Genomic DNA, 26,355 nt, shown 5'->3' on the forward strand with positions numbered 1-26,355 from the left:
CTTCATGGCCCTCTTGACCCAAGTCTACCGAACTGAATTCAACGCTTCGGAGTAGCCCCCACATGTCCATTCCCCAATCCGGCGGAGGTTTGATCGAAAGCCATGACGATCTGGTCAACTTTTTCGCAGAAGGCTGCAAGCCCCGCGAAAATTGGAAAATCGGCACCGAGCATGAAAAGTTCGGCTATTGCAAAGACACGCTGAATCCTTTGCCCTACGCGGGTGACCGCTCGATCAAAGCGCTGCTTGAGGGGTTGCAGGATCGGTTCGGTTGGGACCCGGTGTTTGAAGGCGAACATCTGATTGGTCTGACGCTCAATGGTGCGAATGTGTCGCTTGAGCCGGGGGGCAGTTGGAATTGTCCGGCGCACCTTTGGACACAATCCACCAGACCTGCGACGAGGTGAACGAACATCTGCGCGAAGTGCAATCGGTCGCTGACGAGATGGGGGCGCGCTTTATTGGGCTGGGCATGGCACCGCATTGGACCCATGATCAGATGCCGTTGATGCCCAAGGGCCGCTACAAATTGATGGACGCCTATATGGGCAAGGTCGGGACCACCGGCACCCAGATGATGCGCCGCACCTGTACGGTTCAGGTGAACCTTGATTTCTCCTCCGAAGCCGACATGGTGCAAAAATTCCGCACTGCTTTGGCGTTGCAACCTGTTGCCACCGCCTTATTTGCCAATTCGCCCTTTATGGAGGGCAAACTCAACGGTCATAAATCATGGCGCTCTAAAGTTTGGCGTCACCTCGACCCGTCGCGCACTGGCATGTTGCCGTTTGTGTTTGAAGACGGGATGAGCTTTGAGCGCTACACCGAGTATGCCCTCGATGTGCCGATGTATTTCGTCTACCGCGATGGCAAATATATCGACGCGCTGGGCATGTCGTTCCGCGATTTCTTAAAGGGCAAATTGCCCGCTTTGCCGGGTGAAAAACCAACGCTCTCTGATTGGGCGGATCACCTCACCACGCTGTTCCCTGAGGCGCGGATCAAACAATATATGGAAATGCGCGGCGCCGATGGCGGGCCTTGGCGGCGTTTGTGCGCGCTTCCTGCCTTCTGGGTTGGCTTGATGTATGACCAAAACGCGCTGGATGCGACGACCGACCTGATCAAAGGCTGGACGCCGGAGTTCCGTGAGAACCTGCGTGTCGCGTCCTCCGTCGAGGGGCTTCAGGCCGAGGTGGATGGGGTCAAAATGATCGACCTCGCGCGCGAATGTGTGTCGATTGCCGAAGCGGGCCTGAAAGCACGCGCCTGCCCCGGTGCTGGTGGATTGGTGCCGGATGAAACCCATTTCTTGAACGCACTCAAAGAGAGCATTGAGACCGGTCATGCCCCGGCCGACGAACTTATCGAGAAGTTCGAAGGCGAGTGGAATGGCGATGTGACCAAAGTGTTTGGTGAATATTCCTACTGAGACTTTTGAGGTTTCAAACATGAAAAATGCGGCAAACCGGATGGGTCTGCCGCATTTTTTCTTGCCATGGATGGCTTATTCACCGCGATTGACCGGCGGGATCGCACTGTCTGTGTAGCTCAGCGGAGCCTCTTCGCCGGTGATCGGGTCAGGGCCAAACCGGTTCGGACCGGATGTGCCTTTGGAGACAGCCCAATAGAGAATGAGGAGGACCCCGACGAGCGGCACAAAGCCAATAAAATACCACCACCCGGATTTATTCACATCATGCAAACGTCTTACGAGGACTGAAAGCGACGGTAGAATGATCGCGATAGAGGCAACAGTATAGAAAATCGGCGGCAAACCCAGATTGGATGCGAGCACGATATCAAGTGCCAACGTGCCGAAGGCGGCGAGAAGGGTAAACAGAGTGAAATACCAATATTCTGAGCGTGAGGCGCGGCCACTGAAGGTGATGTATTTCGAGAAACAGGTTTTGATTGCAGTTAAAAAAGTCATGTCATCTTTCCAAATAGAGTCTGATGCGACCTTTTTCTGATCTTACTGCGCCCGACAAGGGGAAAAATACGCCTGATTACACGGTTTTTCCCAAAACGCGCGTTTTGTAATACTCTTGGATTTCCCGGCGACGGGCGTCTTCAAGCTCCTCTGAAGTGGCCCCGCTCACATCCGGCACGCGCATCAACGCAGCATAGGCTGAGTTTGAAGAGGAACCATTGCCCCACCGTTGATTGCCGCCATTCGGTGGCGGCCCCCATCTGTTGTCGCGGGCGTTGGACGGTGTGATGTAAAAGAACAACAGGACAAACGAACCAAAGGGCACAAAGCAAAGCAGCAGCCAAAACCCCGATTTTCCAATGTCGTGCAATCGGCGGACTTGGAGCGAAAGGTTGGGGATGATGTTGAGGGCAAAAAACCACCAAAACAACGTGCCGCTTTTGGATAGGTCAATAAACAAAAGCCCGCAGACAATCGCGTAATATATTGAGAACCACCAAAATTCAGACCGCGATGCGCGGCCCGAAAAATTGAAGGCTCTGAAATAGCCGTTCTCAACGGCTTTCAATGGTCCAGCCATGGACAAACTCCCAACCCAGTGATGTCATGGTAAAATTGACGTCAAATCGGGACAGGAATGGGGCGCAAAGCGCTCTATTTTACGGAAATCAGCCTTTTTTGCCGATTTTTGTTTCTGTGCCGGCTTTCAGGCGGGCGATGTTGTCGCGATGTTTGTAGAAAATCAACGCGGTGAGCACCAACACAAGGATCGCGCCGTGCAGGTGGTAAAACGCGGCTGTGTAAATCGGGGCCATCAGGGCGGCGACCAAGGCCGAGAGGCTTGAGTAGCGCGTCACCACGGCGACCAAAAGCCATGTGGCACAGGCCAAAAGCCCGACCGGGAGTGAGAGCGCCAAAAGTGTGCCAAGGAAAGTGGCTACGCCTTTGCCGCCTTTGAAGCGCAGGTAAAGCGGGTAGAGATGGCCCAACATGGCGCAAAGCCCAGCGACCCCGGCGGCCTGTTCGCCCACCAAAACCCGCGCCAAAATCACCGCCAAAGCGCCTTTGCCACTGTCGCCCAAAAGTGTGAGGAAGGCGGCCAATTTGTTGCCCGTGCGCAAAACATTGGTCGCGCCAATATTACCCGACCCGATTTGACGCAAATCGCCCAGCCCAAACAGGCGCGCCATGACGATGCCAAAGGGGATTGACCCCACAAGATAGGCGATAAGCGCGGTGACAATCAGCATCATTAGCGTCATCGGTGTTCTCCGTGGAAAATTAGGGGTCGCATCGCGGCGGTTTAGCCCTCAAACACCCTCAGCCCATCGACCCAGGTGCCGATGACTTTGCCCTGCATCCGCGCGCCATCAAAGGGGGTATTTTTCGATTTCGAGCGTAATTTGAACCGGTCCAGCACAAAAGGCGCATCGGCATCAAACAGCACCAGATCGGCGGGTGCCCCCTCTGAGAGCCGCCCCGAGGCCAGCCCCATGCGATTGGCAGGGTTCAGCGCCATCGCGCGGAACAACTGCGGCAGGCTGAGCTGATCCGAATGATAAAGGCGCAGCGCCGCAGGCAGCAGCGTTTCAAGCGCGACTGCACCCGAGGCCGCCTCTTCAAACGGCAAGCGTTTGCTTTCCTCATCCTGCGGTGTGTGCATCGACGAGATCACATCAATCAACCCGGAGGCAACGCCCTCAACCATCGCCAAGCGGTCATCTTCGGATCTGAGCGGCGGTTTGACTTTGAAAAAGGTGCGGTAGTCGCCAACATCGAGATCATTGAGTGTCAGGTGGTGAATCGACACGCCTGCGGTGACATCAAACCCGTTTTGTTTCGCACGGTCCAAGGCGGGCAGGGCGCGTGCTGTCGTCAATTGATCAAAGTGATAGCGCACGCCAGTCATCTCGATCAGCGCCAAATCCCGATCCAATCCCATCCGTTCGGCCATGGGTGACACGGCGGGCAAGCCGCGCAGGGTGGCGAATTTGCCCGATGTCACGGCGGCCCCTTTGGACAGGCCGGGCTCTTGCGGGTGACCGATCACCAGCGCGCCACAAGAGCGGGCATAGGTCAGCGCGCGCTGCAACACTTTGGTGTCCTCAACCACATGATCACAATCGGTAAAAGCCACGGCACCCGCGTCCAACATGAAACCGATTTCAACCATCTCACGGCCTGCGCGCCCCTTGGTCAGCGCGGCCATATGTTTGACTTTTACAATGGCGTCTTCTGCGGCCCGGCGTTGGACGAATTCCAACACTTCGGGGGTGTCAATCGCGCTTTGGGTGTCAGGCCGGGTGATCATCGTGGTCACACCACCTGCCGCCGCGGCACGACCTGCGGAGGCAAAACTTTCCTTGTGACGCTCGCCCGGTTCCGACACTTTCACCCCAAGGTCCACGATCCCTGGCGCAAGATATTTGCCAGCGCAATCAATGCTTTCGCCCCGTGGCGGCGTGCCCGTACCACTTTCGGCAATCACATCGCCTTCCATACGAAGCCAGCCCAGATCATCGGTCAAGGTTTCGGGGTTGATCAGACGCGCATTGGTGAAAATCGTCATGCTTTGCCTCTCTGGATGTCGCGGATCAGCCCAAACACGTCTCGGGCGTTCTGAATTTTGGTAAACATGGGCGTGCGATCAAGGTGGGTGCCCACAAGCGGTGTGGCTTTGTCTTGAAACCGCAATGTGCCGGGATTCTTACCGTCGAAGTCGATCCCAAGCGCGGGCGTGAGCTCCAGCGCATTGAGGGTGGGGCCAACAAAGGGCATGTGCGTGGCAAAAAATGCCCGGCGATTGGTGAGCGAATACCAAGTGCGCGAGGCGACAAACGGCATGACGAAAATCGGCCCGATTGCCACAGCCAGCCCGGCAAACAGATGGATCAGGCCAAAGACCCAAATGGTCCCCGCCCGCATCGCCATCGACATCCAAAACACCGCAAATCCCGCGAACATCATCCCGAACAAAAAGACCGGAACTTGCCGCCGCGACAGGCGGGGCGGCACTGACGGCTGGCCTTGCCATAGCACGCGTTCACCCGGCGCAAGGATATCTTGCCAGCCGTCTGTCATCTGCCGACCCACACAAAGGCGGCGACAAACACTGCCAAAAATAGCAACACAACGGTCGCGACCATGCCCGACATGCGCGCCGACGACATCGGCGCTTTGCCTTCGGGCAATTGGCCAAGGGCGCTCTCTGCCATGATGTCTTTGGGCAAAGTCAGGTCTGTGGTCAAACCATAGCGCCCGATCAGCCGGAACGGCGCATCGGGGTCAAACCGGCGCTCGGCCTCGGCCAAGCCTTGGGAGAACACCACCAAAACCGGCCCGGTGAGCGCGTTTAGCATCGCCGCATCGTCGCCCACGGCCATGCCATTGGCCTCAGAGAGATAGCGGGCAAAGCCGTAGTCTTCGAGGTTTGAAAGATCAAACCGCTCCATCGCCTCTGTCTTTGGCGTGCTCCAAAGCCCCAGGGCCTCTGCCAAAGCTTCGGGCGAAAGGGCATCCAACTCCTCCAAGGGACCATCAAAGGCAAAGACCCAAACACGCCGTGCCTCACCGCCGGGGATCTCAAACGGGTCGCTCACACCATCACCTCTTGTGTCGCGGATTCGCGTGAGGCGCGTAGGTTTTGTGCCAAAAGGTCCATCGCGGCCATGCGCACCGCCACGCCCATTTCGACCTGTTCCTGGATCACCGAGCGGTTGATGTCATCGGCGATGGTGCCGTCAATTTCGACGCCGCGGTTCATCGGCCCCGGATGCATCACAATCGCGTCGGGTTTGGCATGGGCCAGTTTTTCGGCGTCCAAGCCGTAGCGATAGAAATATTCACGCTCAGAGGGGATAAACCCACCATCCATCCGCTCTTTTTGCAGTCGCAACATCATTACAACATCGACGTCTTGCAAGCCTTCGCGCATGTCGTCGTAAATCTCACAGCCAAATTCGCGGAACTGTTCGGGCACCAAGGTCGGTGGGCCGACAAGGCGCACACGGTTTTCCATTTTACCCAAAAGGATCAGGTTCGATCGGGCCACGCGGCTGTGGGCAATATCACCGCAAATTGCGATGTTGAGACGGTGCAATCGCCCTTTGGCGCGGCGAATGGTCAGCGCGTCGAGCAATGCCTGCGTCGGGTGTTCATGCCGCCCGTCACCGGCGTTCAGAACTGCGCAATTGACCTTTTGCGCCAATAAATCCACTGCCCCGGAATGCGGGTGACGCACCACCAACAGGTCCGGGTGCATGGCGTTGAGCGTCAAAGCCGTATCAATCAGCGTCTCGCCCTTTTTGATCGAACTGGCCTGCATCGCCATGTTCATGACATCCGCACCAAGCCGCTTGCCCGCCAATTCAAACGAGGCCTGCGTGCGGGTCGAATTTTCAAAGAACATGTTGATTTGGGTGAGGCCTTTAAGCGCATCGGAATGCTTGTTGGCCTGACGGTTCAGCTCGACATAGCGATCCGCCACATCGAGAACGGTTTTGATCTCTTCGGGATGAAGCGGCTCGATCCCCAAAAGGTGTTTTTGCCGGAATGCCATGATGCCCTCTCTCAAACGATCGTGCCTTTGCAGTGCTTATAGAAAAGGGGGCGCGGGCGGGCAATGGCTGCTGTGGCCCTGTCACCGATTTACCTTGGCGTTCGCGCATTGTAGCGTGGTCCAATGGAGACTCAGATCGACTATTGGCAAGCACATGCTCTTTTGGAGTGGCAGATCGAACTCGGCGCAACCGAGGCGATCGCGGAGACGCCTGTCAACCGCTATGAGGTGGCCGCCGCTGCGTCCACATCTGCGCCTGACGCCCCCGTTGCGGCCCGCAGTCCGGCCCCGCCCGTTGTGGCGGCGGCCAAGGAGGTCGATCCGGTTGAGGCGGCGATGGCTCTGGCCAAATCTGTCACAAGTCTGGATGCGTTGCGGGAGGCGATGGCGGGATTTGATCTGTGCGATCTCAAACGCGGCGCGCGCAATTTGGTGTTTTCCGACGGCAATCCCAAGGCCCGGGTGATGATCATTGGCGAAGCGCCGGGGCGCGAAGAGGACCAACAGGGCAAACCCTTTGTCGGTCGCTCAGGCCAGCTTTTGGACAAAATGTTCGCCGCCATCGGCATGGACCGGAGCTCACCGGACGCCGAACATGCGCTCTATATCACCAATCCGATCCCGTGGCGTCCGCCGGAAAACCGCGATCCGACGCCTGCGGAAATCGCCATGCTGAAACCGTTTTTGATCCGTCATATTGAATTGGCCGACCCGGATGTGATCGTGCTGATGGGCAATTGGGCCTGCACCGCCCTGTTGGGGCGCGCCGGGATCACCCGGTTGCGCGGCACTTGGCAAACCGTTTTGGGTAAGCCCGCCATGCCGATGACCCATCCGGCCTATTTGCTGCGCACCCCCGTGGCCAAACGTGAGGCGTGGGCCGATCTTTTGGATATCCAAGCGCGGCTGCGCAGCCTCACATGATTGTCGATCCGCTGACACTCGCGGCGTTTGTTCCGGCGGCTTTGGCGCTCAATCTGACCCCCGGTGCGGATATGATGTTTTGTCTCGCCCAAGGCCTGCGCGGCGACCGGCGCGCTGCCGTGGCCGCCAGTGCCGGAATCGCTGCGGGCGGCATGATCAACGTGGCTTTGGCCGGGCTTGGCCTTGGCGCACTGGTTGCGGCACACCCGGCGCTTTTTGGGACGATCCGCTGGATTGGGGTCGTATATTTGCTCTGGCTTGCGCTCAAAACGCTGCTGACCCCGCTGCCGGAGATGCGTTCAAACATCCCCCTCAAAAGCCGCGCGCGTGCTTTTCGGGAGGGGCTTTTCGTCAATGTTTCAAACCCCAAGGTCATCCTGTTTATTCTCGCCTTTGTGCCACAATTCGTCGATCCCACACGTGGGTCAGTTCTGGGGCAATTTCTCATTTTTGGCGCTGTGATCGGGCTAGGCGGCTTTGTGATCAACGGCCTTGTCGGCTGGTTCGCGGCCGGTTTGGGCGGCGTTTTGGCACGGAGCCGTGGGATGGAGCGCGTGTTACGCTATGTCTCGGCCAGTGTCTTTGGCGGCCTCGCCCTGAAACTCGGCCTCGATTTTACCCGTTAGATTTCACCATGGAGCGCCGCGCATGAGCCGCATTGACGACACGTTAGATTTTATCCCCATTCGCATCGCGGTTTTGACGGTCTCAGACACGCGCGGGATTGAGGAGGATCGCTCCGGTGCCGCTTTGGTCGAGATGATCACCGAGGCCGGGCATATTTTGGCGGACCGTAAAATCATCACCGATGATCGCCCCCTGATCCGCGATCAGCTTCGGACCTGGATCGACACGCCAGAGGTTGATGTGGTGATCTCGACGGGTGGGACCGGGCTGACCGGGCGGGACGTCACGGTCGAGGCCCATCGCGATGTCTATGAAAAGGAAATCGACGCTTTCGGGACGGTCTTTACCATCGTGTCGATGCAAAAAATCGGCACCTCCGCCGTGCAATCGCGCGCCACGGGCGGGGTTGCGGGCGGCACCTATTTATTTGCGCTTCCGGGTTCGACAGGGGCCTGTAAAGACGCGTGGAACGAGATCCTGAAATGGCAGCTCGATTATCGTCACAAGCCCTGCAATTTCGTGCAAATCCTGCCGCGTTTGGACGAACACCTGCGCCGTAAATGACCCCTGACGGAAAAGTGACCAATGAGCGCGACGGGTTTGTATCGTTTGTGCGTATGATACTGTGTCGTGGACTGTGCCGGGCCAAGCCCTAACTCTGTTAAAAATCCGCCTCTCGGGGGCATGAACCAAAGGTTTTACGGAATGCGTTTTTTCCGCCGCTCTTTGATCGGTCTTTTCCTTGTCTCTTTGACGCTCGCCTTGTTGGCGGGGGCGGGCTATCGGTTTTATTCTGCGTTTCAGGCGCGCCTCGCGGCAGAAAGCACGCCGCCACAGGCGCGCGAGCGACAGTTCTCGGTCAATGTGATGGAGGTGGTGCCGACCACGGTGACGCCGGTCTTGACCAGTTATGGCCAAATTGCTGCTCGGCGAACCTTAGAATTGCGCGCGCCGGTGTCAGGGCGGATTGTCGCCTTGGCCGATGGATTTCAAGAAGGCGGCGCGGTTAAGTCAGGTGATGTGATCTTGCGGATAGATCCGGCAGATGCGCAAGCTGCGGTGCGTGTGGCCGAAGCCGATTTTGCCGAGGCCGAAGCGGGCCTGCGCGAGGCTGAGCGATCCCAGCTCTTGGCGGTGGATGATTTGGCCGCAGCCGAGGCGCAGCGCGATTTGCGTTTGGCTGCGCTTGAACGGCAACAAAACCTTTTGGAACGAGGCGTTGGCAGCCCGAGCGGCGTCGAAGATGCGGCTTTGGCCCATGCCTCTGCGGGCCAGTCTGTGCTCTCGAAACGTCAATCCTTGGCTGATGCTGAGGCCAGCGTGGATCGTGCCCGCACCGCCGTTTTGCGCGCCCAGATTGATCTGGACGAAACCCGACGCCGTTTGGATGACACCACCGTCACCGCGGCCTTTGATGGGGTTCTGAGCGACGTCAAAGGCGCATTGGGCACGTTGTTGAGCGGCAACGAACAATTCGCCACGCTGATTGCGCCGGACGAACTTGAAGTCGCCTTTCGCATCTCCACCGAACAATATGCCCGTCTCGTGCAAGACCGCGGTGCGTTGCCCGATATGGCCGTGACTGCCACGCTGGATGTGTCGGGGCTTGATCTGGTCGCCATGGGGACGGTCACGCGCGAAAGTGCCGCCGTGGCCGAGGGGCAGACCGGGCGGATGCTATACGCACGCTTGGACGCGGCCCCCGGATTTCGGCCCGGTGATTTCGTGACGGTTCAGGTGCAGGAGCCCGATGTGACCGATGTCGCGCGCCTCCCCGCAAGTGCGGTTGCGGCCAATGGCACGGTGCTTGCCATTACGGATCAAAGCCGTCTCGAAGAGGTATCTGCCCCCATTCTGCGCCGTCAGGGTGACGATGTCATTGTGGATGCGCGCGGGGTTGCCGGGCGTCAGGTCGTTTTGGAGCGCTCGCCGCTTTTGGGCGCGGGCATTCGCGTCAAAGTCAACGGTGCGCAAAGCGGTGCGGCACAACCTCCGGCGGGAGAGGCGGCCACGATGCTCAAACTCACCCCGGAACACCGCGAAAAACTTTTGGCCTTTGTCGCCAGCAACACCCAGATGCCCGAAGAGGTCCGTGCCCGGATCACCGAACAACTGGCCGCCGACGAAGTGCCGACTGATTTGATCGCGCGCCTCGAAGACCGGATGGGGAGCTAAACATGAGCGCCACATTGGGCAAAGCCAAGGGCATCCTATCGTATTTCACCCGGCATGGCACGGCCGCGAACCTTGTTTTGGTGATCTTGATCGTGGCGGGTTTGGCCGCATTGCCTCGGATGCGGGCGCAATATTTTCCCGACGTTGTGGTTGATACTGTGCGGGTTTCGGTCGCGTGGACAGGGGCGGGGGCGGAAGATGTCGACCATGCCATCGTCCAGCTTTTGGAACCCACGCTTTTGGCTGTCGAAGGCGTGACTGAAAGCAGCGCGAGTTCAACCGAGGGGCGCGCGTCGATCAGCCTGGATTTCGAACCCGGCTGGGACATGCAACGCGCCGCCGACGATGTGAAAGCCGCGATTGATGCCGAAAGCGACCTGCCCGAAGGCGCGGACGATCCGGTCATTCGATGGGGCGGATGGACGGATTCGGTCACCGATGTGGTGATCACCGGGCCTGTTGGCCTCGATCAATTGGCCCGGTTTGCCGATGAATTGGTGGCGCGGTTGTTTGCGCGGGGGGTGACGAAAACCAGCATTTCAGGTGTCGCCGCTTCCGAGATGATTGTCGAAGTGCCCACCCTCAATCTGATCCAACATGACATTTCCATGGCTGAAATCGCCAGCGCGATTGCGGCGCAGACCGACACAAGCCCGGCGGGCAATGTCGGCAATGGCGGGGCGCGGGTGCGCGCAGGGGTCGAGAAGCGTGAGGCCTCTGACATTTCCGCCATCGTGTTGCGCCGCAATGAGGATGGGTCCGAATTGACCATCGGCGATGTGGCGACGGTGCGGGTCAATGGCGTTGATCGCAATGAGGCGTTTTTTGTCGGCGATAATTCCTCGGTCTCGGTGAAGGTCGCGCGTTCGGATCAAGGAGATTCGATTGAAATTCAACGGATCGTCGAAGAGGTCAGCGCCGAGATGGGGCTGACCCTGCCCGAAGGGGTGACGCTTGATCTGTTTCGGACGCGCGCCGAAGCGATCCAAGCGCGGCTCGATCTGTTGCTGTCCAATGGCGCGATGGGGCTTGGGCTTGTTGTGCTCTTGCTGTTCTTGTTCTTGAATGCGCGTACGGCGATCTGGGTGGCGGCGGGCATCCCCGTTGCGATGTTCTCAGCGATCGCGATGATGTATTTGGCCGGGTTGACGCTCAACATGATCTCACTGTTCGCGTTGATCATCACTTTGGGCATCGTTGTCGATGATGCGATTGTCGTAGGCGAACATGCGGATTTTCGCGTCAGGCGTCTCAAAGAAGGGCCGGTTGAAGCGGCGGAAAATGCCGCAAGGCGGATGTTTGCACCGGTGTTTTCGTCAACCATTACCACGGTGATTGCCTTTTTCGGTCTGACGGCGATTTCGGGCCGCTTTGGCGATATGATCTCGGACATTCCCTTTACGGTGATCATGGTTTTGTTGGCCTCGCTTTTGGAATGTTTCATCATTCTGCCCAATCACCTCAGCCATTCCATCGCCTCCACCGCAAAGTCGCATTGGTATGACTGGCCCTCGCGTCAGGTCGATAAGGGCTTTCATGTGTTTCGCGAACGCCTGTTTCGGCCCTTGGTCGGCTGGTCCGTCAAGCTGCGCTATCCGCTGATTGCTGGGATCGTGTTTTTGCTGGCGGTGCAGGTGTCTTTGGTGGTCACGGGGCAGGTGCAATGGCGGTTTTTCAACTCGCCGGAACAGCCATTGATCTCCGGCAATTTTGCCATGGCTCCGGCGGCGGAGCGCGCCGACACACTCGCCATGATGCGCGAATTGCAGCGCGCCACCGAGGTCGTCGGCAAACGCTATGAAGACCAATATGGCACCAATCCCGTCGCCTATGCTGTGGCGCAAATCGGGTCGAATGCCGGGCGGGGCCTGTCTGGCACGGACACCAAAGAGGACTATCAGCTTGGCGGATTGTCGATTGAATTGATCGACGCGGACCTGCGGCCCTATTCGTCTTATGCCTTTGTTGAGAACCTGCAAGCCGAGGTGGTGAACCATCCTTTGGCGGAAACCGTATCCTTCCGGCGTGGCCATTTTGGCCCCGGCGGTGACGCGATTGATGTCGATCTGTATGGCGCAGACTCTGCGACGCTTAAGGCGGCGGCAGAGGCGCTTAAATCCCGGTTGGCACAGTTCCCTGAAGTGTCGGCGTTGGAGGACAGCCTCGCCTATGACAAGGAAGAATTGATCTTGGAGTTGACGCCACAGGGCGAAGCACTTGGGTTTTCCATCGACACACTGGGCACGATCCTGACCCATCGTTTGGGCGGGATTGAGGCCGCGACCTACCCCGAAGGCGTGCGCACGGCCACGGTGCGGGTCGAATTGCCCGAAGGCGAGTTGACCGCCGATTTCATGGATCGCACCCAAATGCGTGCCAGTTCGGGCGTTTATGTGCCGCTCTCGGATATCGTCTCGGTGACACGTCAGACCGGGTTTTCCACCGTGCAACGCGAAAACGGTTTGCGGCTTGTCTCGGTCTCTGGTGATTTGAGCGAAGACAACCCGGCCCGCGCCTCAGACATCCAAACGGCGATCACCGATGACATCTTGCCCACCTTGGACGAAGAATTCGGCATCACCCACCGGGTGTCGGGCCTCTCGGAACAGGAGAACCGGTTCCTCTCCGATGCGATGTTGGGGCTAGGCGGCGTCTTGATCGGGATTTACCTGACGCTGGCGTGGATTTTCTCAAGCTGGACGCGGCCTGTTGTGGTCATGTCGGTCATTCCCTTTGGCCTCATTGGCGCGATTCATGGCCATGCGATTTGGGGTATTCCCTTGTCGATGTTCTCCGTCGTGGGGCTGATCGGTATGACCGGGATCATCATCAACGATTCGATCGTTTTGGTCTCGACCGTGGATGAATATGCCAAAGAGCGCGGTCTGTTTCCGGCGATCATTGACGCCGCAACCGACCGTTTGCGTCCGGTGATGTTGACGACTATGACCACGGTTTTGGGACTCGCGCCGCTGCTGTATGAACGCTCTGCCGATGCGCAGTTTCTCAAACCGACAGTGGTCACCCTGTCTTACGGGCTTGGGTTTGGCATGGTGGTTGTGTTGATGCTGGTGCCAGCGATCCTTGCGATGCAACTGGATGTGGCGCGTCAAATGGCGGCCCTGCGCCGGGCTGTGCGCCATCCGCGCCGGACCCGGCTTGTGGGTTCTGCAATCTTGGCTGCGGGGGCTTTCGCGGTGTTGTGGTTCGCGCTGACGCTGGGACAGGTTATGGTCTTTGGCGCGCTGTCGCCGCTTATGGGCGCTGGCGGGATCGGCGCGGCTTTGGCGCTGTTCCTTGGCGGATTATGTGTCGGGTTTGCGCTGTTTTATGTGGGCGTTGCTGCGGTGATGATGCGGCGGCACAAAGCGAGCTGATCGCTTTTTAGCCGCCAGTACAGCCCTGGGCCTCATAGGCCTGGCCATTGCCGATCACGGTGATGGTCAAGGCCGAGCGATCCACCATAAACGGTTGTGCATCTGAGGGGACCAGATCACTTTGTACCGAAACCGAACCACCGGTGCGGGTGACCATCGCCTCCGACACCCACATATAGCGGTCCGGGTGTTCGACAATCGCCACTTCGCGCGCGCCCAAATGGGGCACATTCAATGTCGCAGTGAGGCGCATCCCATCGGAAATCGGGGCTGCGCTACAGCGCGCACCAGAGACCTTTTGCGGTTGATCTGCCAATGCTTTACGGATTTGTCCGCTGTCCGCGCCGATGGCGCCAGCGCGGGTCTTTTGCGCGAATGTCGCGCCGATTGTGGCCTGCAAGGGCATGCAAATATCGCTGCACACACCGAGGTCCATCACCCCATCTAGGGCAATGTCACCCGCCGCATTTGGTGCGATTTCGATCGGCAAAACCACTTGGCGCTCATAGCCCAGATACCACATGCCATTTTCGGAAAAAAGTTTGGGCACCGGCCAATGGACATTGACCGCAGAGATATTTTTAGACCCGCTCCAATCAAATTGCGGCGGGATGCCCGCCTCTCCGGGGGCGCGCCAATAGGTGTGCCAACCGGGGGCCAGAGTGATGCGAATGGCGGCCATCTGATGACCATTCTCCATTTGCCATCCGGGCAGAACCTCAATCTGCGCCATATCTGCCGGGCTGTCGGCCATGGCGGCAGGCGCAAAGCCAATGCTGGCCAAACCGAAACTGGCCAAACCAAAACAGGCGGCGACGAATGTGTTTGAGATCGAGTGTGTCATGGCTTTCATATAGACACGGGAAGCGGTCACACAAACTCACATTTGAGAGACAGCCCTGCTCTCGCGGTTTTGTGTTGCGGCGCAACCGCGATTTTGGCGCGCAATGCCGCGCGCCCACTTGCGTTCGGGGCCGGGTTCAGGTGAGGTGGGGGTATGTTACACCCCGACCCGATAGAGACCACTGAGCTGACCGGAAAGCTTTTGATCGCGATGCCGGGGATCGGCGACCCGCGGTTTGACGGCGCTGTGGTGTTTTTATGTGCCCACTCAAGCGACGGGTCCATGGGGTTGATCATCAATAAAACCTCCACCGAGATCGCCGTTGCCGACGTGTTTGAACAACTCGACATTCGCGCCTCCCCGACGATGCAGCCGATTCCAGTTTATTTTGGCGGTCCGGTCGAGCTGGGCCGAGGCTTTGTGTTGCACAGTACGGATTATGCCGCAGATCATGCCTCGATGCATGTGGGATCACAGTTTTCCATGACCGCCTCGCGCGAGATTCTACGTGATATGGCCCGCGGTGCTGGGCCGGATGCGCGGTTGCTGTGTCTGGGATATGCGGGCTGGGGGCCGGGCCAATTGGAAGACGAAATCGTCAAAAACGGCTGGCTGACCTGCGATGCGGACCCGGAGATTGTGTTTTCAACGCCAGACGACGCCAAGTGGCACGCGGCGTTGAAGTCGCTCGGCGTCAGCCCGGCGGTTTTGTCTTCGGATGCGGGACGCGCGTGACGCAGCGTTTGGGTTGGGTGCTCGCCACAGCTTCGCTACGGTTATAGTCAATACGTCGGGGGTGTCCCGACCTAGGCTTGACAAAGATCTGTCGCAGCGTGTCGATTTGCGTGCAGAAGGAGACCCACATGACCTATCGCGCCCCGGTTTCAGAGTATCAGTTTATCTTTGATCACATCGTTGATTTCGCGACGGTTCTGGAAACGGACAGTTTTGCCGAAATTGATGCCGACACGGTTCAGGCCATTTTGAATGAGGCGGCCAATCTCACCAGCAATGTGATCGCGCCGCTGGATCGCGGGGGTGATGTGACACCCGCCACTTTGGTGGACGGCGTGGTCAAAACCTCTCCGGGCTTTGGCGATGCTTTGACGCAAGTGGCCGAAGGCGGGTGGATCGGCATGTTGGCCGAGCCGGAGAACGGTGGGATGGGCCTCCCGCTTACGGTGGCGACGGCCGTGAATGAAATGATGTCGGGGGCGTGCCTGTCCTTGTCGCTTTATCCGCTGATGACACAGGGGCAAATCGAGGCACTGGAACATCACGCCAGTGACGAGATCAAAGCGCTCTATCTGCCAAAGCTGATCTCGGGCGAATGGTGCGGCACGATGAATCTCACCGAATCCGGGGCGGGGTCTGATGTGGGCGCGCTGCGGACCAAGGCGACGCGCAATGACGACGGGTCTTACGCCATCACCGGGCAGAAGATTTTTATCACTTGGGGCGACAATGATTTCTCTGAAAACATCTGTCACCTTGTCTTGGCGCGGTTGCCGGATGGGGTGGAGGGGACCAAAGGCATTTCTCTGTTCATGGTGCCAAAGGTCATCCCCAATGCAGATGGCACTTTGGGCGAAGCCAATAGCCTCAGCGTTGTGAGCCTTGAGCATAAGCTCGGCATTCACGGGTCGCCCACCTGTGTGATGGCGTATGAAGGGGCCAAGGGCTGGCTTGTGGGACGCGAGCACGAAGGCATGAAATGCATGTTCACCATGATGAACAACGCCCGTCTTGGCGTCGGTGTTCAGGGGGTTGGTGTCGCCGAGGCCGCCACGCAAAAGGCACTGGCCTATGCCGAGGATCGGGTGCAAGGCGCGTCTCCGATTGGTCGGGAGGGCGGCAGCATTCTGGATCACGCCGATGTCCGCCGGATGGTGGCCACGATGCGGGCCGAGACCTTTGTGGCGCGGTGTCTTTCGCTGGCCTGTGGCGTGGCGCTTGATCGTGGGCGCTTGGACCCGGATCAACAGGCGCGCGGGGCGTTTTTGATCCCGATCGCCAAGGCGTTTTCCACCGACATTGGCCATGAGGTCGCCCAAACCGGCGTTCAGGTCCATGGTGGCATGGGCTACATCGAAGAAACCGGGGCGGCGCAATATGCCCGCGATGCCCGCATCACCTCGATCTATGAAGGCACCAACGGCATTCAGGCGATGGACCTTGTCGGCCGCAAATTGATGGATGGGGGCGACGCGGCCTTTGCCCTTTTGGACGAGATCGAAGCCTTTGCCGAAGAGGCGCGGGCGGTGTTGCCACGTCGTGCGATTGCAGTGTGGAACGCGGCGGAGACCCTGCGCGAAGGGGTTGAGACCATGTTGGCGCTGCCGATGAATGACCGCTTTGCGGGCGCTGTGCCGTTCCTACGGGCCTTTGCGCGCGTGCTGGGCGGGCATTACCACCTCAAAGCCGCGATTGCCGAGGGGGGGGAGGGCAAACACTCCCGTCTTGCGGCCTTCTATATTAAACGTATGTTGCCCGAACACACCGCTCTTTTGGCGCAGGCGCGCCTTGGATCGGCGGATGTTTATGCTTTGAGTTCTGAGGATTTAACCGCCTGATGACTGCCCCCATACGCACGCCATTTGACCCGCCTGAGATGGGCGAGGTTGTCGAGATTGCGGCAGGGGTGCTTTGGACGCGGATGCCTCTGCCGATCCCGTTGGCGCATGTAAATTGCTACCTCTTTGAGGAGGGCGATGGCTGGACTGTGGTCGACACCGGCGTCGATACCGGCAAAACGCGGCAGTTGTGGCAGGGGCTGATTGACGGGGCGCTGCGGGGCAAGCCGGTCCACCGCGTCATTGCCACCCATCATCATCTGGATCACATCGGTCTTGCGGGGTGGTTCATGTCCGAGCATGGCGCGAGTCTGACCACCACGCGCACCGCTTATCTGATGGCGCGGATGCTGCAGCTTGATGTGCAAGAGGCGCCGACAGCGGAAATGTGTGCCTTTTGGCGCTCTTGCGGCATGGCGCCCGAAGTCTATGACAAACGTCTCTCCGAGCGCCCTTTCAACACCGCTGATGCGGTGACGCCGATCCCGCTTGGGTATACTCGCCTGCGTGAGGGGGATGAGATTGAGATCGGCGGTCGCATGTGGGACGTGCGCTGTGGCCATGGTCACGCGCCGGAGCATGCGACCTTTTGGAGCCGGGATGGGGCGTTGGTGATTGGCGGGGATCAGCTTTTGGGCGCGATCTCTCCCAACCTCGGGGCCTCTGCGACCGAACCTATGGCCGATCCCGTGGGCGAATGGATCACATCGTGTGAGAGCTTCGTGCCCCATGCGCAAGACAGCCATCTTGTGATGACCGGGCATAAATTGCCCTACACGGGTCTGCCCGCGCGGTTGCAGCAGTTGCTTGACAATCACCACCACGCGCTCGCCCGCCTGATTGAGACATTGAAAGACCCGCACACCGCCTGCGACTGTTTCGATGTGCTGTTTCGCCGTAAGATCAAAGAGGGTGAATATGGGCTGGCGATGGTCGAAGCCATGGCCCATTGTCGCCATCTTGAAGCACAAGGATTGGCCACCGGGCAGGTCCGCGATGATGGGGCGATCCTGTGGCAGGCGAGGTGAGCCTCGTGCCGGGCGAGCAAAGCGGGGTGACTTGTGGCTGATCTGAAACAGATTGCCCCCTGATCGCATCCGGTGGATGCAAGCAACGGGTGACAGGCCGATCTGAATCGTCTAATTCAATGCCAAAGAAGATAAAAGGACACGCACAATGGCTGAGTACAAACACGGCGAGATGGACACTTCGGTGCAAGAAAAGACCTTTGCAGGGTTTATCAAATGGTCCACTTGGGTCGCCGGCGCTTCTATTTTTATTCTGATTTTTATGGCTATTTTCAATAGCTAAGCCTTGTTTAGGAGCCGGACACTTGCGGATGTTCTCTCGCGTTTTCTGGCTCCTGAGCCTTTTGGCCCTCACCGCGTGTGGGGCCGCAGAGCCCAAATGGGCACCTGATGATGCGGTCGCGCGTGCGCATTATGTGCATGGCGCGCCCTATACGCTGACCCTGTTCACCGTGATCAGCAATCGCTCTGGAAATGGCGCGCATTCCGCTTTGATGGTCAACGCCCCCTCAGAACGCGCGATTTTTGACCCGGCGGGCACGTTTTACCACCCGCATTTGCCCGAGCGAAACGATGTGCATTATGGCATGAGTGACGCCGCTGTGGACTTTTACATCGATTACCACGCGCGGGTGACCTACCATGTGGTTGAACAAACCATCGTGGTCAGCCCCGAAGTCGCACAGCTTGCGATGTCAAAAATTCAGGCCCATGGCGCGGTGGCAAAGGCGCATTGTACCGATAGTATTTCGGGTATCCTGTCGGATCTGCCCGGCTTTTCCGGGGCGCCAAACACGATGTTCCCCAAAAAACTGATGACATGGTTTGGTGAGCTGCAAGGTGTCACTGAGAAAAAGCACTATGACGACAGCCCGGATGAGAACGGACGCCTCATTACAGCCCCGCCGTTGTTGTTGCGTCAGGGCGTCTGAGTCAGCCGATCAGCGCACCAAGGCCAAAGAATAGCCCCAGCCCAATCAAAATCGCCCAAAGCACATTGCGGGTCAAAATCCCCACGGCAATGGTGGCCACCGCACAGCCGAGCCGCAGCGGATCAAAGGCGTTTTCGCCATGTCCCAAAAGCATCGGCGCAACCACGGCGGGCAGCACCGCGACAGGCGTATAACGCAACAGCCGCAAGAGCCAGCCGGGCAAGGGCCGGTCACCGACAAAGCCCAAAAACGCAAAGCGGATCAAAAATGTACCCGCTGCCATAGCGAGAATGATGGTCCAGATTTGGCCTGTCGTGGCGTTGATCATGATGCGGCCTTTCGGTGTTCCATCCAAATTTCAACCTGTGCGCCGACGACCAAAGCAACCGCTGCAGCGACCAAAAGCCCAGACCCAAAGGGCATAAAGCTCAGGGCTAGGACCAACACCACGGAGGTGAGCGCCGCCGCCAAATGCGCCAGAGTTTTCAACATCGGCGAGACCACGGCCAAAAAGGTGATTGGCACGGCGAAATCGACGCCAAGATCGGTGGGGATTTTCTCGCCCAAAACCGCGCCGGTAAAGGTCAGCGCGTACCATCCGATGCCAAGAGGGATCGCGACGCCAAAGAAATACCCAAGCTTTTCGGAGACACTCAGGTTGGGTTCTTTTTCGAATTTTATTGTCGAGAGCGCATAGGGTTGATCGTAGAGCATATAGGCGGCAAAGGCGCGGGTCAGCAGCGAGGATTTGCCAATATGCGGGGTGATTGAGGCTGAATACATCCCCATGCGCAGGTTGACGGCCAAAGCGGTGGCGATGACGATCACTGTGGGGGCATTTTCTGTCATCAATTGCAACGCGGCCAATTGCGCCGATCCGGCGATGACGAGCACGGAAAACCCCATGACTTCCACGATGTTTAGCCCCGCTTGCGTGGCAATCGCGCCAAAAATCGCGGCAAAGGGCCAGAGTACGATGTGAAACGGCAAGCCATCTTTGATGCCTATAAGGAACTGTCGCGAGGCAGGGGATGTAAACATGGATCTATCACTTTTAGGGTCGTGCTAACCTAAGCCATGGGCTTGCGCATGACCAATGGCGATTTGTGAATATGGGTTTTGCAAATGGCGATCAGACGGGGGGAAATCAGGTGGTGCCGATTCAATCAAACGTCCCGGTGACCCGACCCAAAAGCATAAAGGCGCGTGCGGTACGGGTGTCGGAGAGAGCGGAGATTTCTTCGTCTGTGGCGGTCTGTTCAAACTCGGCAAATGTTTTGTCAAATTTGCGCAGGAAATGGTGCACCGCATCGCGGAAAATCGCATCCTGTTTCATCCGCCCCGACGCCAAAGCCAAGGACGACCGATCCCGAACCCCGCCCAATGGCGCGACCGAATGGCCACGTTCTCCGGCCGCGAAACGCCGCCAAACCTCAGGCTTGGCGCGGTCAGGACGCAGGTCATCCATGTAAATCCCGTCTTGTGACAACAGGGTCAACACATCCTGGGCGGCGTGGATCAATTGGCTGACCTTGCGATCAGACAAAGCGCGGCGCAGGGCGCGAAAGCCCTCTTTGTCCTCGGCGGTTTCGGGGAAATTCAACGCCTTGATAAAATCCGCGACCGAAAGGGGCGGCGCGAGGGATTCGGACGGGGTGCCAAGTGCCAGCGAGGCCTGTTCTTCGATCAGAGCGGGCGATGGGATCGCCAATTTGTCTTCCGGCGGTGTGGTGCCGGGGCGGATTGAGGTGAACATCGCGAGGGTGGATTCGGTTTTACGCTGAGCGGCGACAATCTCTTCGAGCTTTTTCTCAACACTGCTGGAGGCCGTGCCGCCGTGTTGTTGTGCCAGATAGGATTGGCGCATGGCCGAAATCGCTGCCTGAAGGCGGCGGCTCTCTTCGCGCATCGTAACGGAGGCCCGCACCGCCAAGGCCCCGACCCAAATCATGGCCACAGGCATGAAAATCGCGATCAACATCATCACAAAGCGGATGCTGTCAAAATCATCCGTGCCTTTGCCGACGATCAGGAAATAGCCAATGGTCAGCGCCAACCACACCAACGACAGGACCGCCGCGGTCATTTCTGTCGCGGTGATCCGAGGGGCGTCATCGGGGCGCTGATACACGCCAAGTTCAATTTTTTTGGGACCTTCGTCTGCCAAAGGGGCCTCCACGACCGCGTCTATAAGGTTAAATATACGCGATCTTGAGGATTTCGTAGCTCTTTTCGCCACCGGGCGTGCGCACTTCGACGCTGTCACCCTCTTCTTTGTTGATCAAAGCGCGCGCCAAAGGGGATGCGATGTTCAAAAGCCCGTTTTCGATATCGGCCTCGTGTTGGCCGACGATCTGAAAGGTTTTCTCCTCGTCGGTGTCTTCATCCACGATTGTCACCGTGGCCGAGAATTTTACAGCACCGGAAAGTGTTTTCGGATCAACAACTTCGGCCAAGGACAACACGCCCTCAAGCTCTTTGATCCGGCCTTCGATAAAGCTCTGTTTTTCACGCGCAGAATGATATTCGGCATTCTCTGACAGATCGCCAAGCTCACGGGCTTCGGCGATCGCCTGAATGACTGCCGGGCGTTCCACCGACTTGAGTTTTTTCAACTCGCTGCTCAACGCGGTGTTGCCCGCGCGCGTCATGAGAATTTTTTCCATCAGGCCACTCATCTGCACGAAAAAAGCGCTGCGAGGTCGGACCCTCCGCGCGCTTTGGTTATCACAATTTATACCCCCAACTGACCCGGAATAGGGTCAGATTGCAAGGGCTCAGTTGCGCGGGGGATGACATGAGGCCTGGCATGGCGTGGATTTGGGTGGTTTGGCGTGACGGATGGGCGACGATTCTTTGGGTACAAACGGTGTGCTTTGTGCGCGCCTTTATGGGGAGATTGGGGCATGACGCCGGGGTTTGGTCGCTTTTGATGCGGCGCTGCGGCGATTTATCGACGTTTGCGCTCAACGGACGCCACGAAAAACACCATCTGAAATTGACCCGGCTATGGCTTAGCGGTTAGGTAAGCGCCGGAAAGCTGTTTGATCAGGGAGAAACTTTATGTCGAATGTCGAACGCGAGGCGATGGAATATGACGTCGTTATCGTTGGTGCCGGACCTGCGGGCCTCTCCGCTGCGATCCGCCTCAAACAGCTGGATGAGGATCTTAACATTGTTGTGTTGGAGAAGGGCTCCGAAGTGGGGGCGCATATCCTGTCCGGTGCGGTGCTCGACCCTTGCGGTCTTGATGCGCTGATCCCGGATTGGAAAAAGCGCGGTGCGCCCGTCTCGACCAAAGTCACCGAGGATCATTTCCACCTTTTGGGCGAAGCCGGATCCATTCGTATCCCCAATACCCCGATGCCGCCGTTCATGTCGAACCATGGCAAATACATCGTATCTATGGGCAATGTGTGCCGCTGGATGGCCGAGCAGGCCGAAGAAATGGGCGTCGAAATTTTCCCCGGCATGGCCTGTTCCGAGCTGATCTACGGCGACAATGGCGAAGTCAAAGGCGTGGTTGCGGGCGAGTTTGGTCGTGGGCCGGATGGCGAACCGACCGAGGCCTATGAACCCGGTATGGAGCTACACGGCAAATATGTTTTGATCTCCGAGGGCGTGCGTGGCTCGTTGGCGAAAGAAATCATCGCCAAATACGATCTGCAAAACGGTCGTGACGTTCAAAAATTCGGCCTTGGCATGAAAGAAATCTGGGAGATTGACCCGGACAAGCACAAAGAAGGCAAGGTTTGGCACTCGATGGGCTGGCCTTTGAATTCGAATGCGGGCGGTGGTGGGTTTGTCTATCACGCGGAAAACAATCAGATTTTCATCGGGTTTGTGGTCCATTTGAACTACAAAAACCCCTATGTGTTTCCCTATATGGAATTCCAGCGCTTCAAACATCATCCGCTGGTGGCGGAGCTTTTGAAGGGTGGCAAACGTGTCGCTTATGGCGCGCGTGCGATCTCCGAGGGCGGCTATCAGTCGATGCCGAAAGCGGCCTTTCCGGGTGGTGCGCTGCTTGGCTGTTCTGTCGGTCTCGTGAATGTGCCGCGGATCAAAGGCAACCACAACGCGATGCTGTCGGGTAAAGCGGCGGCCGAGCATGTTGTGGCGGCGCTCAAAGAGGGCCGGTCTGGCGACACGTTGGAAGGCTATGAAACCGAGCTGCGCACTGGCGCTGTCGGCAAGGATCTGAAACGTGTGCGCAATGTCAAACCGCTCTGGTCGAAATACGGCCTGACGGCGTCGCTGATGCTCGGCGGCTTGGATATGTGGACCAACACCCTGTTTGGTGGCTCGCTGTTTGGCACGGTGAAACATGGCAAAACCGATGCGCAATCGACCGGGAAGGCCGACAAATTCAAACCGATCGACTATCCGAAACCCGATGGTGTGATCTCGTTTGACCGGCTGACCAACGTGTCTTTTGCCGCGACCAACCACGAAGAAAGCCAGCCCTGCCACCTTAAACTCAAAGACCCGCAGGTGGCGATTGATGTGGATTACAAACAGTTCGGTGGCCCATCCGCGCGCTATTGCCCGGCGGGGGTCTATGAATATCTGACACCTGAGGGCGAAGAGCCTAAATTTGTGGTGAACTTCCAAAACTGCGTGCACTGCAAAACCTGTGACATCAAAGAGGCCAGCCAAAACATCACGTGGACCGTGCCTCAGGGGGGCGATGGCCCGAACTATCCGAATATGTAAGGCTCTCACGCCAACGTGTTGACGCAAATGAAAGAACGGGGGCCCAAGCGGTCCCCGTTTGCGTTGCAGCCGTCCGGTTTGAACGATAGGCTTTGTGCAGATAACGCGAAGGAGATTTCTGGTGACACACCGCGCGGGTTTTTCGCTTTCGGCCCTGACCGCCATTGGCCTGATTGTAGGGGCTGGGCTTTTCACCCCGTCTCCTGTTGCGGCGGATGCCGGGGCCTATCTTGCGGCGCGACAAGCCACAATGGACCGCAGTTTTCGCGATCTTGTCAGCTATGCAACGCGGTCGCTGGCCTCTGATCCGCAAAATCCGGTCCTGCTCGAATCCGTGATTTCGGGCCAGATCTCCATGGGCAACTTTGATCAGATCAAAGGTTACGCTTCCGTGTTGCGCGACCTTGAACCCGGCAATCAAATCGCGGCCATGGGCAATCTGACCCTGATGGCACGTGATGAGGATTATGATGGTGTGATTGCGGCCCTTGATGAGGGACAAAGCATTTCCACCGTCGTCGACGGGATGGTGCATGCTTGGGCCTTTGTCGGCAAAGGCGATATGTCCAGTGCTTTGACCCTGTTCGACAGTACGGTCGATGCCGGTCAAGGGTTTGAATTTTTTGGACCTTATAACAAGGCTTTGGCCCTCGCCCTTGTGGGGGATTACGAAGGCGCGCTTGATACGCTGACCTCGGTCGGTCAGCCCGCCACCCGATCCTCTGCCATCGCTCAGGCACAAATGCTAAGCCAATTGGAGCGCAATGACGAGGCGCTCACCTTGATCAATGACAGTTTTGGCGCGACCCCTGATGCGGAAATCGAAGCACTCAAAGCCGCTCTGAGCGCGGGTGAAAGCGTGCCGTTCACGGTCGTGCGCAGCGCGCGGGACGGTATGGCAGATGTGTTTTTCGCCGTCGCGTCCGCCCTCGATGGTGGGCTTGATGACGGCTACACGCTTTTATACGCGCGCATTGCCCAAGCGCTGCGCCCGGATGAGGCCAATTACGCGTTGTTCAGCGCCGCCCTTTTGGAGCGGCTCGACAATTACGATCTTGCCACCACGGCGTTTGACGCCATTGCTGTTGATGATCCGGCCTATCCGATGGCAACGCTTGGCCGCGCCGAAGCGCTGCGGGCGGCAGGCAAAGACGATGCCGAGCTTGAAGTGTTGCGCCAGTTGACGAAATCCCATCCTGAACTGGATGACGGTCATATCGCGCTTGGCGATGCGTTGCGCCGGCATGAACGCTATGCGGAGGCGGCCGAGGCCTATAGCACTGCAATTGATCTCAATCAGCCGCCCTCGCGCGCGCAATGGCCGCTCTATTTCACCCGTGGCATTGCCTACGAGCGTGAAGGTGTATGGGACAAAGCCGAGGCTGATTTGCGCCAAGCGCTTGCGTTGGAACCGGATCAGCCGCAAGTTTTGAATTACCTTGGCTATTCCTTCCTTGAGATGAAAACCAACCTTGATGAAGCCATGGGGATGATCCGCAAGGCCTCTGCCGCACGTCCGAATGATGGTTATATCACCGACAGTCTGGCGTGGGGGCTGTACCTTTTGGGTCGCTATGATGAGGCGGTCAAACCGATGGAACGTGCCGCGGCATTGATGCCGGTGGATGCGGTGGTGAATGATCACTTGGGGGATGTCTATTGGGCCGTTGGCCGCGAACGCGAGGCGCGATTTCAATGGGAACGCGCTCTGTCCTTTGATCCCGAAGACGATGAGGCCAACCGCATTCGCCGCAAATTGGAGGTGGGACTGGACCGGGTGTTGGTTGAGGAGGGGCTTGCGCCCACACGCCCCTTGGATGATGGCTAACATCCTATGATCACAAAGATTTTCGCTCCGGCCAAGGTCAACCTTGCGCTCCATGTCACCGGACAGCGGGCGGATGGCTATCACATCTTGGACAGTCTTGTGGCCTTTGTCGATCTCGGTGATCAAATCATCGCTGAGCCTGCCGCACAGTCGTCTCTGACTGTAACCGGCCCTTTTGCCGCGGGCGTGCCGACGGATGGCACCAATCTTGTGTTGAAAGCGGCGGCTTTGGCAGGGCGACCGATGGCGTTAACGCTTGATAAACACCTGCCGCCAGCCTCCGGCATTGGCGGCGGATCGGCGGATGCTGCGGCGACATTGCGCGCGGCGGCGCGTTTGGGGACACAGCCCGTGACCGCCGATCAGGCACTGTCGCTGGGCGCGGATGTCCCGGTCTGTTTGCGCTCGAAACCCATGCGCATGTCGGGGATTGGCGAGGTCTTATCCCCCGTCATCATGCCCGCACTACATCTGGTGTTGGTCAACCCTCGGGTCGAAGTGTCGACGCCGGAGGTCTTTGCCCGCCTTGAGCGCAAAGACAATATGCCGATGCCCGATAAATTGCCGCATTGGCCCGACACCTTGGCCTTTGTCGATTGGTTGAGCACCCAGCGCAACGATCTTGAACGACCTGCGGTGAAACGTGTGCCCGAGATCGCTGCGGCGTTGACGGCTTTGGCGCTGGCCCCAAAGGTACAAATGGTGCGGATGTCGGGGTCTGGCGCGACCTGTTTTGGTCTCTTCGAGGATCGGTTGTCTGCGGATATGGCGGCGGCGCAAATGGCCGCCAGCAATCCGTGGTGGTGGGTCAAATCGGCCAGTACGCTCCCGGGCTAAGCC

25 protein-coding genes and 1 pseudogene are annotated in these 26,355 nt (G+C 58.2%); 14 read left to right on the forward strand and 12 right to left on the reverse strand.

Translation table 11 applies throughout. The features are described from left to right. The first annotated feature begins 62 nt into the window (after window positions 1-62). A pseudogene (locus DA792_RS18525) lies at window positions 63-1,432 on the forward strand (glutamate--cysteine ligase). A gap of 75 nt (window positions 1,433-1,507) precedes the next feature. Here DA792_RS18525 and DA792_RS18530 read toward each other — a convergent pair. The 7 genes from DA792_RS18530 to DA792_RS18560 all read right to left on the reverse strand — a co-directional run bounded on the left by DA792_RS18530 (window position 1,508) and on the right by DA792_RS18560 (window position 6,491). Then, on the reverse strand, window positions 1,508-1,933 hold the full coding sequence (locus tag DA792_RS18530; protein WP_107721901.1) for a DUF805 domain-containing protein: 426 nt from the start codon (window positions 1,931-1,933) through the stop codon (window positions 1,508-1,510). A 76-nt stretch (window positions 1,934-2,009) separates the two neighbouring features. Beyond that, window positions 2,010-2,513 carry a DUF805 domain-containing protein gene (locus DA792_RS18535; protein WP_107721903.1) on the reverse strand — a complete coding sequence of 168 codons (504 nt, stop codon included), beginning with the start codon at window positions 2,511-2,513 and terminating at the stop codon, window positions 2,010-2,012. A gap of 88 nt (window positions 2,514-2,601) precedes the next feature. Continuing rightward, a complete protein-coding gene (gene plsY / locus DA792_RS18540; RefSeq protein WP_107721905.1) occupies window positions 2,602-3,195 on the reverse strand; it encodes a glycerol-3-phosphate 1-O-acyltransferase PlsY in 594 nt (197 codons plus the stop codon). Window positions 3,196-3,236: 41 nt separating this feature from the next. Further along, window positions 3,237-4,502: a dihydroorotase gene (gene pyrC / locus DA792_RS18545; RefSeq protein ID WP_107721907.1), complete on the reverse strand. Its 1,266-nt coding sequence runs from the start codon at window positions 4,500-4,502 to the stop codon at window positions 3,237-3,239. After that, window positions 4,499-5,014, reverse strand: a complete 516-nt coding sequence (locus DA792_RS18550; RefSeq protein ID WP_107721909.1) for a hypothetical protein — start codon at window positions 5,012-5,014, stop codon at window positions 4,499-4,501. Before DA792_RS18550 ends, pyrC begins: the two co-directional genes overlap by 4 nt. Continuing rightward, window positions 5,011-5,532, reverse strand: coding sequence for a hypothetical protein (locus tag DA792_RS18555; RefSeq protein WP_107721911.1), 522 nt, complete (start codon window positions 5,530-5,532; stop codon window positions 5,011-5,013). The genes DA792_RS18550 and DA792_RS18555 overlap by 4 nt, the downstream gene beginning before the upstream one ends. Next, on the reverse strand, window positions 5,529-6,491 hold the full coding sequence (locus DA792_RS18560) for an aspartate carbamoyltransferase catalytic subunit (RefSeq protein WP_107721913.1): 963 nt from the start codon (window positions 6,489-6,491) through the stop codon (window positions 5,529-5,531). The genes DA792_RS18555 and DA792_RS18560 overlap by 4 nt, the downstream gene beginning before the upstream one ends. Window positions 6,492-6,614: 123 nt before the next feature. On the opposite strand from DA792_RS18560, the gene DA792_RS18565 reads away from it, so the two are divergent. The 5 genes from DA792_RS18565 to DA792_RS18585 all read left to right on the forward strand — a co-directional run bounded on the left by DA792_RS18565 (window position 6,615) and on the right by DA792_RS18585 (window position 13,594). Continuing rightward, a complete protein-coding gene (locus DA792_RS18565) occupies window positions 6,615-7,415 on the forward strand; it encodes a uracil-DNA glycosylase (RefSeq protein ID WP_107721916.1) in 801 nt (266 codons plus the stop codon). Further along, a complete protein-coding gene (locus tag DA792_RS18570; protein ID WP_107721918.1) occupies window positions 7,412-8,041 on the forward strand; it encodes a LysE family translocator in 630 nt (209 codons plus the stop codon). Before DA792_RS18565 ends, DA792_RS18570 begins: the two co-directional genes overlap by 4 nt. Before the next feature lie 22 nt (window positions 8,042-8,063). Continuing rightward, the gene (gene moaB / locus DA792_RS18575; RefSeq protein ID WP_107721921.1) at window positions 8,064-8,606 is read left to right on the forward strand and encodes a molybdenum cofactor biosynthesis protein B; all 543 of its coding nucleotides are present in this window, start codon (window positions 8,064-8,066) and stop codon (window positions 8,604-8,606) included. A 141-nt stretch (window positions 8,607-8,747) separates the two neighbouring features. Further along, window positions 8,748-10,217, forward strand: a complete 1,470-nt coding sequence (locus tag DA792_RS18580; RefSeq protein WP_107721922.1) for an efflux RND transporter periplasmic adaptor subunit — start codon at window positions 8,748-8,750, stop codon at window positions 10,215-10,217. A gap of 2 nt (window positions 10,218-10,219) precedes the next feature. After that, window positions 10,220-13,594 (forward strand): efflux RND transporter permease subunit, encoded by a 3,375-nt coding sequence (locus tag DA792_RS18585; RefSeq protein ID WP_107721924.1) that lies wholly within the window; start codon window positions 10,220-10,222, stop codon window positions 13,592-13,594. A 7-nt stretch (window positions 13,595-13,601) separates the two neighbouring features. Here the strand turns inward: DA792_RS18585 and DA792_RS18590 are convergent, their stop codons facing one another. Continuing rightward, on the reverse strand, window positions 13,602-14,468 hold the full coding sequence (locus DA792_RS18590; protein ID WP_254679310.1) for a protein-disulfide reductase DsbD domain-containing protein: 867 nt from the start codon (window positions 14,466-14,468) through the stop codon (window positions 13,602-13,604). A 123-nt stretch (window positions 14,469-14,591) separates the two neighbouring features. Here DA792_RS18590 and DA792_RS18595 point away from each other — a divergent pair, with 123 nt between their 5' ends. From DA792_RS18595 to DA792_RS18615, 5 genes are all read left to right on the forward strand, one after another. Further along, window positions 14,592-15,173: a YqgE/AlgH family protein gene (locus DA792_RS18595; protein WP_107721926.1), complete on the forward strand. Its 582-nt coding sequence runs from the start codon at window positions 14,592-14,594 to the stop codon at window positions 15,171-15,173. Between the two features lie 128 nt (window positions 15,174-15,301). Continuing rightward, window positions 15,302-17,011: an acyl-CoA dehydrogenase gene (locus DA792_RS18600; RefSeq protein WP_107721928.1), complete on the forward strand. Its 1,710-nt coding sequence runs from the start codon at window positions 15,302-15,304 to the stop codon at window positions 17,009-17,011. Continuing rightward, window positions 17,011-18,039: an MBL fold metallo-hydrolase gene (locus DA792_RS18605; RefSeq protein WP_107721930.1), complete on the forward strand. Its 1,029-nt coding sequence runs from the start codon at window positions 17,011-17,013 to the stop codon at window positions 18,037-18,039. Before DA792_RS18600 ends, DA792_RS18605 begins: the two co-directional genes overlap by 1 nt. A gap of 148 nt (window positions 18,040-18,187) precedes the next feature. Beyond that, window positions 18,188-18,322, forward strand: a complete 135-nt coding sequence (locus DA792_RS18610) for an aa3-type cytochrome c oxidase subunit IV (RefSeq protein WP_107721932.1) — start codon at window positions 18,188-18,190, stop codon at window positions 18,320-18,322. A gap of 28 nt (window positions 18,323-18,350) precedes the next feature. Next, on the forward strand, window positions 18,351-18,971 hold the full coding sequence (locus DA792_RS18615; protein ID WP_107721935.1) for a hypothetical protein: 621 nt from the start codon (window positions 18,351-18,353) through the stop codon (window positions 18,969-18,971). 1 nt (window position 18,972) lies between these two features. Here the strand turns inward: DA792_RS18615 and DA792_RS18620 are convergent, their stop codons facing one another. The 4 genes from DA792_RS18620 to greA form a co-directional block, all read right to left on the reverse strand. Then, window positions 18,973-19,299, reverse strand: a complete 327-nt coding sequence (locus tag DA792_RS18620; RefSeq protein WP_107721936.1) for an AzlD domain-containing protein — start codon at window positions 19,297-19,299, stop codon at window positions 18,973-18,975. Further along, window positions 19,296-20,012 (reverse strand): AzlC family ABC transporter permease, encoded by a 717-nt coding sequence (locus DA792_RS18625; protein ID WP_107721938.1) that lies wholly within the window; start codon window positions 20,010-20,012, stop codon window positions 19,296-19,298. The genes DA792_RS18620 and DA792_RS18625 overlap by 4 nt, the downstream gene beginning before the upstream one ends. A gap of 121 nt (window positions 20,013-20,133) precedes the next feature. After that, window positions 20,134-21,150 (reverse strand): hypothetical protein, encoded by a 1,017-nt coding sequence (locus tag DA792_RS18630; RefSeq protein ID WP_107721940.1) that lies wholly within the window; start codon window positions 21,148-21,150, stop codon window positions 20,134-20,136. Between the two features lie 16 nt (window positions 21,151-21,166). Then, the gene (gene greA / locus DA792_RS18635) at window positions 21,167-21,637 is read right to left on the reverse strand and encodes a transcription elongation factor GreA (protein WP_074644768.1); all 471 of its coding nucleotides are present in this window, start codon (window positions 21,635-21,637) and stop codon (window positions 21,167-21,169) included. Between the two features lie 397 nt (window positions 21,638-22,034). Here greA and DA792_RS18645 point away from each other — a divergent pair, with 397 nt between their 5' ends. The 3 genes from DA792_RS18645 to DA792_RS18655 all read left to right on the forward strand — a co-directional run bounded on the left by DA792_RS18645 (window position 22,035) and on the right by DA792_RS18655 (window position 26,352). Further along, a complete protein-coding gene (locus DA792_RS18645; protein ID WP_107721944.1) occupies window positions 22,035-23,687 on the forward strand; it encodes an electron transfer flavoprotein-ubiquinone oxidoreductase in 1,653 nt (550 codons plus the stop codon). 121 nt (window positions 23,688-23,808) lie between these two features. After that, the gene (locus DA792_RS18650; RefSeq protein ID WP_107721947.1) at window positions 23,809-25,515 is read left to right on the forward strand and encodes a tetratricopeptide repeat protein; all 1,707 of its coding nucleotides are present in this window, start codon (window positions 23,809-23,811) and stop codon (window positions 25,513-25,515) included. A gap of 9 nt (window positions 25,516-25,524) precedes the next feature. Continuing rightward, window positions 25,525-26,352: a 4-(cytidine 5'-diphospho)-2-C-methyl-D-erythritol kinase gene (locus DA792_RS18655; RefSeq protein WP_199908203.1), complete on the forward strand. Its 828-nt coding sequence runs from the start codon at window positions 25,525-25,527 to the stop codon at window positions 26,350-26,352. The last annotated feature ends 3 nt before the right edge of the window (window positions 26,353-26,355 follow it).

Source organism: Celeribacter baekdonensis (genome assembly GCF_003047105.1).
Lineage (GTDB): Bacteria > Pseudomonadota > Alphaproteobacteria > Rhodobacterales > Rhodobacteraceae > Celeribacter > Celeribacter baekdonensis_B.